Source organism: Streptomyces sp. NPDC017448, assembly GCF_044330565.1.
Lineage (GTDB): Bacteria > Actinomycetota > Actinomycetes > Streptomycetales > Streptomycetaceae > Streptomyces.
The window spans coordinates 471,196-483,249 of the sequence record NZ_JBIRLM010000002.1; the positions used below are offsets into that span (position 1 = coordinate 471,196).

11 protein-coding genes are annotated in these 12,054 nt (G+C 73.3%); 6 read left to right on the plus strand and 5 right to left on the minus strand.

All coding sequences use genetic code 11. The features are described from left to right. Window positions 1-51 precede the first annotated feature (51 nt). From ACH4K1_RS06705 to ACH4K1_RS06715, 3 genes are all read left to right on the plus strand, one after another. Entirely contained in the window at window positions 52-804 is a 753-nt protein-coding gene (locus ACH4K1_RS06705) for an ABC transporter ATP-binding protein (RefSeq protein ID WP_398087257.1), read from the plus strand. Window positions 805-809: 5 nt separating this feature from the next. Further along, window positions 810-2,201, plus strand: coding sequence for an FtsX-like permease family protein (locus tag ACH4K1_RS06710; protein ID WP_398087258.1), 1,392 nt, complete (start codon window positions 810-812; stop codon window positions 2,199-2,201). 73 nt (window positions 2,202-2,274) lie between these two features. Beyond that, window positions 2,275-3,501, plus strand: a complete 1,227-nt coding sequence (locus tag ACH4K1_RS06715; protein ID WP_398087260.1) for a sensor histidine kinase — start codon at window positions 2,275-2,277, stop codon at window positions 3,499-3,501. On the opposite strand, the gene ACH4K1_RS06720 is transcribed toward ACH4K1_RS06715, so the two are convergent. After that, entirely contained in the window at window positions 3,470-4,171 is a 702-nt protein-coding gene (locus ACH4K1_RS06720; protein WP_398087261.1) for a LuxR C-terminal-related transcriptional regulator, read from the minus strand. The two genes, ACH4K1_RS06715 and ACH4K1_RS06720, sit on opposite strands and share 32 nt — an antisense overlap. Before the next feature lie 202 nt (window positions 4,172-4,373). Here ACH4K1_RS06720 and ACH4K1_RS06725 point away from each other — a divergent pair, with 202 nt between their 5' ends. Further along, window positions 4,374-5,321 carry an alpha/beta fold hydrolase gene (locus ACH4K1_RS06725; protein ID WP_398087263.1) on the plus strand — a complete coding sequence of 316 codons (948 nt, stop codon included), beginning with the start codon at window positions 4,374-4,376 and terminating at the stop codon, window positions 5,319-5,321. A gap of 33 nt (window positions 5,322-5,354) precedes the next feature. Here ACH4K1_RS06725 and ACH4K1_RS06730 read toward each other — a convergent pair whose 3' ends face one another. From ACH4K1_RS06730 to ACH4K1_RS06740, 3 genes are read right to left on the minus strand one after another with little or no spacing between them, the layout of a single operon-like run. Beyond that, the gene (locus ACH4K1_RS06730) at window positions 5,355-6,422 is read right to left on the minus strand and encodes an aromatic acid exporter family protein (RefSeq protein ID WP_398087265.1); all 1,068 of its coding nucleotides are present in this window, start codon (window positions 6,420-6,422) and stop codon (window positions 5,355-5,357) included. Window positions 6,423-6,467: 45 nt separating this feature from the next. Beyond that, on the minus strand, window positions 6,468-7,931 hold the full coding sequence (gene zwf, locus ACH4K1_RS06735) for a glucose-6-phosphate dehydrogenase (RefSeq protein WP_398087267.1): 1,464 nt from the start codon (window positions 7,929-7,931) through the stop codon (window positions 6,468-6,470). Continuing rightward, a complete protein-coding gene (locus ACH4K1_RS06740; RefSeq protein WP_398087269.1) occupies window positions 7,931-9,409 on the minus strand; it encodes a sugar porter family MFS transporter in 1,479 nt (492 codons plus the stop codon). Before ACH4K1_RS06740 ends, zwf begins: the two co-directional genes overlap by 1 nt. Window positions 9,410-9,700: 291 nt before the next feature. Between ACH4K1_RS06740 and ACH4K1_RS06745 the strand changes: the two genes are divergently transcribed. Together ACH4K1_RS06745 and ACH4K1_RS06750 are read left to right on the plus strand one after the other, a co-directional pair. Continuing rightward, window positions 9,701-10,525 (plus strand): hypothetical protein, encoded by an 825-nt coding sequence (locus ACH4K1_RS06745; protein WP_398087270.1) that lies wholly within the window; start codon window positions 9,701-9,703, stop codon window positions 10,523-10,525. 293 nt (window positions 10,526-10,818) lie between these two features. Continuing rightward, window positions 10,819-11,100 (plus strand): hypothetical protein, encoded by a 282-nt coding sequence (locus tag ACH4K1_RS06750; protein WP_398087272.1) that lies wholly within the window; start codon window positions 10,819-10,821, stop codon window positions 11,098-11,100. 271 nt (window positions 11,101-11,371) lie between these two features. Here ACH4K1_RS06750 and ACH4K1_RS06755 read toward each other — a convergent pair whose 3' ends face one another. Then, on the minus strand, window positions 11,372-11,959 hold the full coding sequence (locus ACH4K1_RS06755) for a DoxX family membrane protein (protein ID WP_398087273.1): 588 nt from the start codon (window positions 11,957-11,959) through the stop codon (window positions 11,372-11,374). Between the last annotated feature and the right edge of the window lie 95 nt (window positions 11,960-12,054).

The window sequence follows — 12,054 nt, forward strand, 5'->3', positions numbered from 1 at the left end:
CCGGGGGGCGCCACCATGGTGTGCCGCGCCGTGTCCGCCGAGAGTGGGGGCATGGCCGATACGACGACGTACACCGGAACGAGAACCGCCGCCCGTGCGGAGGACCTGCACCGCCGGTACGGGCGGGGCGATGCCGCCGTGCACGCGTTGCGCGGGGTTTCGGTGGACCTGGCGCCCGGAACCTTCACGGCGGTGATGGGGCCCTCGGGCTCCGGCAAGACCACGCTGCTGCACTGCCTCGCCGGGATGGACCGGCCGACGCGCGGCTCCGTGTGGTGGGGCGGGACCGAGGTGTCCCGGTTGCCCGAACGGCGGTTGGCGGAACTGCGGCGCAGCCGGATCGGGTTCGTGTTCCAGGCGTTCAACCTGATGCCGGCGATGACGGTGGCGCAGAACGTCGAACTGCCGGGCCGGCTGGCCGGCAGACGCCCCGACCCCAGCCGGGTGAGGGGCGCGCTGGACCAAGTCGGGCTGGCCGGGCGCGAGCGGCACCGGCCCGGACAGCTCTCCGGCGGGCAGCAGCAACGGGTGGCCATCGCACGGGCGTTGGTCTCCCGCCCCGGGGTGCTGTTCGCCGACGAGCCGACCGGCGCGCTCGACCGGGCCACCGGCCACGAGATTCTCGCGCTGCTGCGCGCGGGCGTGGACCGCGAGGGGCAGACCTGTGTGATGGTGACCCACGATCCGGTGGCCGCCGGGTACGCGGACCGGGTTCTGCTGCTCGCCGACGGCCTGGTGGTGGACGAGCTCGACCGGCCCACCGCCGCCCGGGTGGGCGAACGTCTGAGCCGGCTGGGCGGGTGAGCGTGATGGCCTCGTTCGCACTCGCTCTCGGCCAGCTGCACCGTCGGCCGGCCGCCTTCGCCGGACTGGCGGTCGCGCTCTTCCTCTCCCTCGCGACCTCGACCTTGTTCGGCCTCCTGTTCGCCGTGGACGTCACCGCCCCCACCCCGGTACGCGGGAAGACCGAAGGCCCCGGGCTCATGGTGATCGCGGGCGCCTTCGGTGAGATCGCCGTCCTGGTGGCGTTCTTCGTCGTGGTCAACGCGTTGGGATTCGCCCTCCGTCAGCAGCAGCGGGACCTGGCCCTGCTCCGTACGATCGCCGCGACTCCCCGCCAGGCGCGGCGGCTCATCCGCTTCCAGGTGTGCACCGCCGCGCTACTGGTGGCCGTGCCCGGCTGGGCGGTCGGAACGGCTGTGGCGCGGGGCTTCCTCTCCGCCGCGCAACGCCTGGGGCTGGCCGCGCCGGAACTGCGGTTGCCGGTGGACCCGGCCCCGATGCTGATCCCGATGGCCGTCGCCCTGGCCGCCACGCTCGCCGTGGCGCTGGCGGCCTCGGCCGTCACCGCCCGGAGGTTCACCCGCCCCACGCCCGCGGCGGCCCTGACCGCGAGTTCGACCGAGCACGGGCGGACGGGCGCCCTGCGTCTCCTCGCCGCAGCCGGTGTGCTGGCCGGCGGCGTCGTGCTGCTGCGGCTGGCGGCGACGCGGCCACCGGACGAGTTGGACAAGGCGGGACAGGCGGCGTTGCTCGGTTCGCTGGTCCTGCTGATCGCCGTCGCCCTGGCCGCGCCCACCGCCGCGCGCCTCCTCGCAGCCGCCCTGGGTGCGCCCGTCCGGGCGGTGGCACCGGGCGCGGGGTGGCTCGCCCACGCCAACCTGTGCGGATACGCGAAGCGGTTGTCCTCCGCCGTGGTACCGGTGGCTCTCCTCGTGGGGCTGTCGGGCACCATGCTGATCATGACCAGCACCGCCGAACACGCCACGCGCCAGGATACGGGCAGCGTCGCCTCCGCCACGGACGTCTGGCTGCGCCAGGCCGAGTTGGGGATGCTGGCCTGCTTCGCCGCCGTCTCCACCCTCAACACCCTGATCGCCGTGGTCTCCGAACGACGGCGTGAGTTCGCGCTGTTGCGGCTGATCGGCGCCGGCCGACCGCAGGTGATGCGGATGCTGGCCGTGGAGGCGGTACTGACCACGGCGGTGGGCGTGGCGCTCGGCGGCGCGGTCGCCGGGGCCGCGTCGGCCGCGTTCAGCACGGCGGTGACCGGTTCGCCGGTGGTGCCGTCGCTCCCGGTGTCCGCCTGCTGGTCCATCGTCGGGGGCGCGGCGCTGCTGACCATGCCGGCCGTCCTGGCCACGGGCCTGCGTGCGCTCCGGGGACCGGCGGTCGAGGAGGTGGGGGGAGGCCGTGGCTGAGCGCGGGGAGGGATCGCCTGCCGGCCCGGGGGCCGTACCGGCCGCCCGCCGGCCGCGCGGAGCAGCGCGGCGGATGGCCGAGGTACGGCCGCACGGTCCGTCCGTCCGGGGCGGCGAGTGGGTCTTCGCCGTCATCGGGCTCCCCCTCGCCCTGCTGGCCGGCGGCTATGCGCTCGCCGTCCTGTACGCGGGTGCCCTGCTCTCGCTCACCCTGCTCGGCCTGCCCTTCGTGGTCGTGGCGCTGCTGGGGGCGCGCGCCCTGGGCTCACTGCACCGGCGTCTGGTCGGACGGTTGCTCGGCACGCAGGTCGAAGCGCCGGCCCCGCTCCCCCGCCCGCCCGGCGTCGTCGGCAAAGGCCGGAGCGTGCTGACCGACCCGGTCGCGTGGCGAACCCTGCTCTACCTGGTGCTGCGCCTGCCGCTCGGCGTCCTCGGATTCGTCGCCGCCGTAATCCTTCCCCTCGGCTGCGGCTGGCTGGTCGGCTTTCCGTTCTGGGTCCGCCTGGTGCAGCCCGGCGCTCGGCCGCCCGGCCTGCTGGTCGCCGCATCCGTGGTGCTCGGGCTGCTTCTGCTGCTCGCCGTGCCCCGTGCGGTCCGGGTGCTGAGCGGGGTGAACCGACGGCTGGCCCGCCTGCTGCTCGGCCCGGCCCGCTCCCAGGGGCGCGTTCGGGAGCTGGAGGCGGCCCGTGCCACCCTGCTCGCGGACAGTACGGACCGGTTCCGCCGCCTGGAGCGTGACCTGCACGACGGCACCCAGGCCCATCTCGTCGCCCTCGCCATCACCCTCTCGCTGGCCGACGACGCACTCTCCCCCGCCGCCCCCGACCTCGCACGGCTGCGCACCCTGCTGGTCCGCGCCCGCGCCCGGACCGACGACACCATCACCGAACTGCGCCGGCTCACCCGCGGAATCCACCCGGTGGCGCTGGACGACGGCCTCGACGAGGCACTGCCGGGACTCGCCGCCACGTCTCCGGTGCCGGTCACCGTACGGCTGGACCTGCGGGAGCGCCCGCACCCGGCGGTCGCGCGCGCCGTCTACTTCTGCGCGGCGGAGCTGCTCACCAACATCGCCAAGCACAGCGGCGCCCGTACGGCCGGGCTCACGGCGACCGCAGCCGACGGCCGCATCCGGCTGACGGTGTGCGACGACGGTCGGGGTGGCGCGTCCGCAGGCCCCGGAACCGGACTGACCGGTCTGGCCGAGCGGCTCGCCGCGGTGGACGGGACCCTGCACGTGTCCAGCCCCCGTGGCGGCCCCACCGCCGTCACCGCCGAACTGCCGGCGCACCTGGCCTGAACCCTCCGCCCCCGCTCTCCGCGAGGTAGGTCAGAACGGCTTTCACCCGCCGGTTGTCGGACGGTGTCGGCCGCAGACCGAACTTGTCGAAGACCGCGGCGACATGCTTCTCCACCGCACGCTCCGACACCACCAGCAGGGCGGCGATGGAGCGGTTGGAATGGCCTTGGGCCATCAGCTCCAGCACCTCGCGCTCCCGTGGCGTCAGAGTCTCCACCGGGGTGCGCCGGTGACCGCGCATCATGAGGGTGACCGCTTCGGGGTCCAGCGCGACGCCCCCCTCGGCCACCCGGCGCAGCGCGTCGACGAACTCGGAGGTCCGGGCGACCCGTTCCTTGAGCAGGTAGCCGATGCCCGCCGCACCGCCGGAGAGCAGCCGGGAGGTCCAGGCGGCCTCGATGTGCTGGGAGAAGACCAGGATGCCGACCTCGGGCGTCGTCGCCCGGATCTCGACGGCGGCACGCACGCCCTCATCCGTATGGGTGGGCGGCATCCGCACGTCCACGACGGCCACGTCCGGCCGGAACTCGGCCACGCCGGCTAGCAGTTCGGGTGCCGTTCCGGCGGTGGCCACCACGTCGCACCCACGGGCGCCGAGCAGTTCGACCATGCCGTCACGGAGAACGACGGAGTCCTCGGCCAGCACCACACGCAGACGCTTTTCGATCATGGACCCATTATCGGCCGCGCCCCGGCCGGGGGTGCAGCGGCGCGGAGTGGGACGCCGTCGCTCCGGGGCGGCCCCGTACGGGAGCGCCGGTCGCGCCGTGCGAGCGCGGACGCCTCTGACCACGGCCCCCTTGACACGCGCCCGGCAGCCACATGTAATCAACGCCCGCCCGCGCGAACTCGCCTACGGCAGAGGAGCGTTCATGGATACGCACCGCGATGGCAGGCCCCCCGAGGACGCGGGCACCCCGCCGCCGGGCACGGAGGACGGGCGGCGGATCACCTCGTACGTCCGCGACGGTCTTGTCTTCGACGTCGCGGACCAGGGGCCGCTCGACGGAGAGATCGTGGTGCTCCTGCACGGCTTCCCGCAGACGGCCGTCTCCTGGGGGGTGCTCGCACCGCTGCTGCACGCGCGGGGCTATCGCACCCTCGCCCCCGACCAGCGGGGGTACTCGCCGGGGGCCAGGCCGCGCGGCCGTTTCGCCTACCGCATGTCCCAGCTGGTCGAGGACGTCGTCGCCCTCATCGGGACGGCCGTCCCCCGCGGCCGCAAGGTCCACGTCCTCGGGCACGACTGGGGGGCGGCGGTCGCCTGGACGCTGGCCGCCGCCCGGCCGGACGTGGTGGCCACGCTGACCGCGCTCTCGATCCCCCACCCCGCCGCCTTCATGCGGGCCCTGTTCACCAGCCGCCAGTTCCTGAAGTCCTGGTACATGTTCGCCTTCCAGGTTCCCTGGCTCCCCGAGCTGTTGATCCGCCGCGTGGACCCGGCCGCGAGCCCGCGTCTCACCGGGCGTCTGGCGGCGGGGCAGGAGCCGGAGCGCCTCGTCCGGGACGTGGAACACCTGGTGACGTCGGGCGCGCTCACCCCCGCGCTCAACTGGTACCGGGCGATGCCGTTCAGCACACCGGACCAGTTGAAGAAGGTGGCCGTCCCCACCCTGTTCGTCAACAGCGACAGGGACCCGGCCGTGGGCCGGGCGGGCGCCGCGCACACACGCGGGCTCGTGACCGGCCCGTACACCCTCCACACCCTGACCGGCATCGGCCACTGGATCCCCGAACAGGCCGCACACGAGGTGGCGGAGCTGCTGCTCGTACACCTCGCGGACGCCCCTCGGGAGCCCGCGCCGGAACGGGACCGGTAGGGACCTCGGTCACCGTCGCCCTCGTCGGGCCGTCTACTTCCCCGGGCGCGCGCGGCGTTCGACGGTGATGTCGGTGGATCCGTCGCGCACCGCCCGCTCGGCCTCGTCCGCGTCGGCCCCCGCGAAGACCAGGATGTCCGCGGCGACCAGCCGTACGCTCTCCCCCACCGCGACCGGGACCGCCTGGCCGCCGGCCGGGGCGTCCCGGACGATGTCGAGGGTGCGCCGGGCGGCGTGCTGGAACACGGCATGGCTTCCCCGTGCCGCCGCCAGCGCGTCCAGGACCCCGGAGAGCCCCCGTACCGGGGCGGCGAACGCCTTCCTGTGCGCCGGGGTGAGGATCGTGGCGCCGCGGATGAGGGTGAGGCAGCTGTTGCCGAGCAGGTCCAGGTAGCGCGTGGCGGCGATCTCCTGCTGGATGGGCTCCCGTCGGCCCCGCCAGCGGGGGGTCCGGCGGGCGACGGCGACGGCGTCGTCCCGGGTGCGGCCGAGGTCGTTCAACAGGGTGTAGACCGGGCGCAGTTCCTTCCACGGCTGGTCCTCCCGCTCGTCCGCCGAAGCGTCCAGGGTGCGGGCCGTCAGCTCCAGTGCACGGCCCAACCCCTTCAACGTGGCGGCCTCGGCCCGTCTCAGCAGGCTGAACGGGTGCGGCGGGAAGAGGACTTGGCTGAAGACGAGCGCGACGCCCGCCCCGAGCAGGGCGTCCTGTACGCGGTCGATGCCGGCCTGCTGTCCGACCGCGACGGAGATCACCGCGCCCACGGCCGCCTGCGCCATCGTGATGCGCTCGCCGTCGAGGAGGAGCGCGACGAGGAGCGCGCACAGCACGGCGGAACCGACCGCCGTGTCACCGTGGCCGAGGAAGCGGAAGGCCAACTGCCCGACGATCACACCCGCGATGACCCCGGACATGACCCGTACCGCGTTGGTGCCGCGCCCGCCCACCGGGGTGTTGAGGGCGACGAGGGTGGCGATCGGGGCGAAGAGCGGGACGTGGTGGTCGAAGAGGTTCCCGGCGATCCACCAGGAGAGCGCGGCCGCCACCGACTGCTGGAGCACCGGCCACATGTTGTCCCTGACGCGCTGCCACGCCCCGTGCATCGTCCTCCCTCCTCGCCCCTGGTGCGGACGGTTCGCGGCGGCCCCTCACCCGTGTGGTTCAGCGTCGGGCGTGCGCCCGGCCGACGGGGAGCCGCCGAACAGGCGGGGGCCCGGCTCGTGCCATTTCCGCAGCCCGGGGAGGCGGTCCCCCGCCTCCGGGCCCCAGCTTCCCGGCGCGTACGGCAGCGGCGGCTCGGCCGGGTCGAGGACGGGGCCCACGATGCGCCAGCACTCCAGGACGGTGGGGAAGAAGGCGAAGCACTCGGGGTCGCCGATGACGGCCCCGTACAGGATGTTCTCGTACGGGAGTTCCTGCCGTCCCAGCACCTGGGCGAAGTCGACGCCGATGGGCACGGTCAGCGGTCCGTCGGTGCTCTCGGGCTTGTTCAGCATCAGGTCCGCCCTGATGCCGGTGTCGCCGTCGACGCGGAAGCGGATGGTGTTCGGCGGGGTCCGGACGTCGTCGCCGCCGAAGAGTTCCAGCGGCGGCTTGCGCAGTTCGACCACGACCTCGGTGGCGGTGACGGCCAGCGCCTTGCCGCTGCGGAGGTAGAAGGGGACGTCCGCCCAGCGCCAGTTGTCGACGAACATCCGGGTCGCGAAGTACGTCTCCGTGACGGAGTCCGGCTCGACGCCCTCGACGTCCCGGTAGCCGTCGTACTGGCCGCGCACGGTGTCGGCGGGGTCCATGGTGCGGGTCGCGTGCAGCGCCCGCCACTTCTCCAGCCCCTGCGCCTGGGCGTTGGTGGCGCTCGGCGGTTCCATCACCAGGAGGGCGAGGACCTGGAGCATGTGGTTCTGGACCACGTCGCGCAGGCAGCCCACCGCGTCGTAGAAGGAGCCCCGGTCGGCGACGTCGAAGTCCTCGGCGAGCGTGATCTGCACGTTGTCCACGTAGGAGCGGTGCCAGATCGGGGCGAGGAGCGTGTTGGCGAACCGGGAGACCATCAGACTCTCGACCGCGCGGTTGCCGAGGAAGTGGTCGACGCGCAGCAGGTGGGCGTTGTCGAAGTGGGCGGAGAGTTCGTCCTGGAGCTTCCGCGCGGAGGCGAGGTCGTGGCCGAACGGCTTCTCCACCACCAGCCGGGCGTCGCGGTTGAGGCCCTCGGCGGCCAGTGAGGCGGCCACCCGGGTGAACAGCGACGGAGGGATGGCGAGGTAGTGCGTCACGAAGCCGCGTCCGGCCACGGCCTCGCGCAGCCGGGTGAAGGTGGCAGCGTCCGCGAAGTCCCCGGTGACGATGGACAGTTGGGCCGCGAACCGGGCGAAGACCTCCTCGTCGATCTCCGTGCCCTCGGCGGCGACCGCCTCGCGGGCGTGCCGGCGCAGGGCGTCGTCGTCCCAGTCGGTGGCCGCCACCCCGATGACGGGCACGGTGAGCTTGCCGGATTCGGTGAGCCGGTACAGCGCGGGCAGCAGCATCTTCTTGGCGAGGTCGCCGGAGATGCCGAAGAGCACCAGGACGTCGGACCGTTCCATCTCGGGTGGGCTGAGCAGGTCTTCGGTCATCACGACCGTCCTTTCCGGGGCGTTTCCGTCTTCGAGGGGTCGTCCGCCGGGCCCTGGCCGCGCCCGAAGCGGGCGTTGAGCGCCGCTTCGATCTGCTCGGGGTCGCGGCCCTTGGTCTCGGGCAGGTAGCGGCCGACGAAGAAGAAGGCGAGCACGCAGATCGCGGCGAAGATCCAGAAGGTCTCGCCCTGGCCGAGGGCGGAGGCGACGGGCAGGAAGGCGAGGCTGACGAGGAAGTTGGAGATCCAGTTGACCGCCGTGGCCACACTCGACCCCTCCGCCCGGACGGACGGCGGGAAGATCTCGCCCAGCAGCGTCCAGAAGACCGGACCGAGGCCGCCCGCGTAGGCGGCGATGTAGATGACCATGAACAGCAGCGTCAGCACCGAGTTCATGCCGACCACGAACGCCAGCCCCAGCATGAAGATCGAGACCGCCATGAGGGCGAGCGAGACCAGCACCATGACGCGGCGGCCGGCCCGGTCGACCAGACGGATCGCGACGAGCGTCATGACCAGGTTGATCAGGCCGATGAACACGGAGTAGAAGATGGAGTTCGACGCGTTCAGACCGGTCTGCTGAATGATGGTGGGCGCGTAGTAGATGATCGTGTTGATCCCGCCGAACTGCTGGACTGCGGCGAGGGCGAGCCCGACGACGAGGGCCGGCCGCAGGTCGGGGGCGAGCAGCCTCCTGGCTCCCTGGCCGGACGATCCGGCGTTCTGCTTCTGCTTCTCACGCTCCTCGGCGATCCGGTGCTGGGCCCGGGCGATCAGCGCGTCCGCCGTGGCCTCGTCGGCGACCGAGGCGATCCCCTTGCGCGCCTGATCCGCCCGGCCGTGGGCGATGAGCCACTGCGGCGACTCGGGCAGGAACCACAGGGCCGCCGCCACCATGAGGGCGGCCGGGACCGCCCCGACGGCGAACATGGCCCGCCACATCTCGCTGCTCGCGAAGGCGAGGTTGACCAGGTAGGCGATCAGGATGCCGAGGGTGATCATCAGCTGGTTCATGGTGAGCAGCCGGCCCCGGATCTGCGCCGGGGAGATCTCGGAGAGGTAGACCGGCACCGTCGCCGACGCCGCGCCGACCGCGAGGCCGAGGATGATGCGCCCCACCATGAGCACGGGGTACCCGTTCGCCAGGCTCGCGATCGCCGTACCGATGATGAACACCACGCCGATCACGCCGAGCGCTTTCCGCCGGCCGAGCCCGTCGGAGAGCCACCCCGCCGAGGTGGCGCCGACCACGGCGCCGATGAGCAGCACGCTGACCACGCTGCCCTGCTCGAAGGAGTTCAGGTCGAAGTCCTGCTTGATGTACAGCAGGGCCCCGGAGACGACCCCCGTGTCGAAACCGAACAGGAAGCCGCCCAGAGCGATCGCGGCCGCCCAGCGGGTGATCTTCCGCTGTCCCTCCGGCGGAACCTCGGTGAGCGGCCCGTGGGTGCCCGGTTCCTTGGAGAAGCCCTGAACCATTTCGCCACCTCATGTCTTGAACGGGCTCGTCCCGGCTACATCACCACTTTTGCGGATGGACTGACATCGATACGAAGCAATCGAGTGGTTCGGGGCGGCGGTGCGCCTCCCGTCGGCCGCGCCCGGCCGGGGCACGCCCCCTCGGCCCCTGCGGGCGGCCCGCGCACGCGCCGCCCCGGTCGGCGTAACGCCGGTGGTCCGGTCGGGGCGCCGGGTGCAGGCTGCCGAGCAGGCACGGCGATTCCGCGCCGCCGCCGTCAGCTGCCGGTCGTCCGGGAGGGGGGAACGCTCATGACCCACCCGAACGAGGAGGCGGCGGCCCGCTCGGCGGACAGCAAGGGCGGTCCCGGCCACACGGTGCTGGTGGCGGTGGCCTTCGCGGTGCCGGTGACCAAGGTGGCGTACACGGTCGGGGGCGGCGCGGCGGCCCGGGACGTGTTCGTCGGGATGGAGCCGGCGAACTGGCCCGACGTCCTGATCGGCATGGTGCTCACCGACCCTCTCCTCGCCTCCGTCCTGGCCGTGGTCGTCTCCCGCGTCGTCTTCGCCCTGTTCGCGGCGCGCGGGGCGGTCCCGGTGGGCGGAGGCGTCGCCCGCGCGCTCCAGCGGGTGGCGCTGACCGTCGTCAACCCGGTCGCGATGGGGGTGCTGGTCACCTGCTTCTTCGGGCCCTGGTGGGGCCTGGGCACAGGGCTCGCGGCGTACGCGCTGCGCAAGGGCGTCGTGGTGGAGTACCGCACCGGCAGACGGCGCCCGCACGGACACCGGGGCGGCCCGAGGACGGCGGACGGACCCTCCCGCGAGGGGGGCTACCGCCCCTCCCGGGGGCTGCGCCGGGCGGCTGCCCTGGAGCAGTGGGCGGCCCTGGTCCTGACGGTCCTCGTCCTCCCGGCGCTGGCCTTCCTCGCCGCGCTGGACGGAAAGGCATGGACCTCGATCGTCCGTTGCGAGGTCACCGAGGGCGTCCGGACCACGAGCGACCGCCTGATCGAGCTGGGCCGCAAGGGCAGCGGTGTCGTGGGCTGGAACCTGGACACGGAGGAGATCTCCAACGGGACGGGCTGCACGGCCGAGGAGAGCCTGTATGTACGGGAACCGTGGTGGCGCGAGCACTGAGCGGCGGCCCGTACGCCCGTACGGGAGGGCCCCGGAGGCTCCGGCCCGGGCGCCGATCCGTTTACCGGACACTCCGGGGCGAACACGGCACGTTCCTGCCGGGTCACCCGAATGCCGCACTTCTTCCGGCGAAAGGGATCGTTGTGCGGGGTGCGGTAGTAGAAAACATGTTTCGTTTCAAATCTTGACGACTTCCGACGCGGCGTGGGCCACAGCCGACGCGCTTCGGTGAACATCCGTGCGTTCCGACTCCGGTACAGGGTGATGGGAACAACGCAGGAAACGAGGAGCAGATGCACGAAGGAAGCATTCCGCTCGAGGACTTCCTCGACACCTTGAACCGGCTGCAGGCCGACTTCGAGCGGCGCCTGGGCGGCATCGAACGCAAACCGGCCCCCCTGTCGCACCCCCCTGTGCAGGACCGCTCCGGCCCGTCGGCCTGGACCCAGGAGGACGGTTACCGCCCGCTCGGACTGGCAGCCATCTGGACCTCCCCGGGCACGTCTCCGGGCGAACGTCCAGGCGCCCGGAGGAGTGCGGCCCCTTCCCACCGCGGAGAACCGTTCCTCGACTGACGCCGATAGGGGAAAAACGTTCCGCTGTGGAGGCCGGGGGTCCCGGGCCGGTCGGCCATGGGCCGGCCCGCCGACTCGGGTACGGCGCGGCCCCCTCCGGGGCGTGCACGCGTTCCCCCTCCCCCGCCGCCGGGCTCCCCCTCGGGCGCCCCGCCGGACTGCCGCCGAGCGGGTGCTCCGAACAGGCCGTCCGCCGGTCGCCCCGCCGGCCCAGGCGAGGACCGGCAGGGCGACCGCGGTCGCCCTGCCGGTCCTCGCCTGGGCCGCGGCGTCAGGAAAGGCGCTTGCGGGCCGCCCCTACCGAGCCGGAGACGCTGGTGACGGCCGCGTCCGCCACGTCGCCCACCCGGTCGGAGACGGCGCCGACGCGGTGGGTGACCGCGTCGGCGGCGTGACCCGCCGCGCGGTGGGTCCGGTGGGCGAGCGACGGCTTGCCGTGCGTGTCGGCCGCGGCGACGAGCAGGCCGCCGAGCAGGGACACGTTCGCGAGCAGGTCCGCCCGCTCGGCCGCGCTCGTCTCCGGGTCCGCGTCCCCGTCCCCGTCCCCGTCCCCGTCCGTCCGGTAGGCGTACGGCGTCAGGGCCGACGCCACCAGCGTCACCGCGAGCGCCGCGGACGCCGACCGCGGCGCCCGGCCCAGCGCGAGCAGGAGGCCGGCGCCGAGCTGCACCGCACCCTGGAGACGTACGAACTGCTCGGGGTCCTGCGGCAGCGGCAGCCGGGAGACGGCTCCGGCGGGGCCTGCGCCGGAGCCGTCTCCCCGGGCGGCCGGGACGACCGGGTTGCGTACCGCCGCGTACCCGTCACGGATGAACTTCGAGGCCAGAAGAGGCCGGGCGAACCTGCGGAGAACAGCCATGCCCGTCGGCTGCCCCGTCAGGGACGGAGCACACGTGCCCGCCTCGCGGCATCCGCCACAAGCACTTCCGCGGTGGGCCCGGTACGGCGGCGCGG

Excerpts from the sequence above, each read along its gene's own strand:
- zwf (WP_398087267.1), bottom strand. The coding sequence starts at position 7,931 with ATGACCGAAGACCTGCTCAGCCCACCCGAGATGGAACGGTCCGACGTC.
- ACH4K1_RS06705 (WP_398087257.1), top strand. The coding sequence starts at position 52 with ATGGCCGATACGACGACGTACACCGGAACGAGAACCGCCGCCCGTGCG.
- ACH4K1_RS06750 (WP_398087272.1), top strand. The coding sequence starts at position 10,819 with ATGCACGAAGGAAGCATTCCGCTCGAGGACTTCCTCGACACCTTGAAC.
- ACH4K1_RS06715 (WP_398087260.1), top strand. The coding sequence starts at position 2,275 with ATGGCCGAGGTACGGCCGCACGGTCCGTCCGTCCGGGGCGGCGAGTGG.
- ACH4K1_RS06720 (WP_398087261.1), bottom strand. The coding sequence starts at position 4,171 with ATGATCGAAAAGCGTCTGCGTGTGGTGCTGGCCGAGGACTCCGTCGTT.
- ACH4K1_RS06740 (WP_398087269.1), bottom strand. The coding sequence starts at position 9,409 with ATGGTTCAGGGCTTCTCCAAGGAACCGGGCACCCACGGGCCGCTCACC.
- ACH4K1_RS06730 (WP_398087265.1), bottom strand. The coding sequence starts at position 6,422 with ATGCACGGGGCGTGGCAGCGCGTCAGGGACAACATGTGGCCGGTGCTC.
- ACH4K1_RS06745 (WP_398087270.1), top strand. The coding sequence starts at position 9,701 with ATGACCCACCCGAACGAGGAGGCGGCGGCCCGCTCGGCGGACAGCAAG.
- ACH4K1_RS06725 (WP_398087263.1), top strand. The coding sequence starts at position 4,374 with ATGGATACGCACCGCGATGGCAGGCCCCCCGAGGACGCGGGCACCCCG.
- ACH4K1_RS06755 (WP_398087273.1), bottom strand. The coding sequence starts at position 11,959 with ATGGCTGTTCTCCGCAGGTTCGCCCGGCCTCTTCTGGCCTCGAAGTTC.
- ACH4K1_RS06710 (WP_398087258.1), top strand. The coding sequence starts at position 810 with ATGGCCTCGTTCGCACTCGCTCTCGGCCAGCTGCACCGTCGGCCGGCC.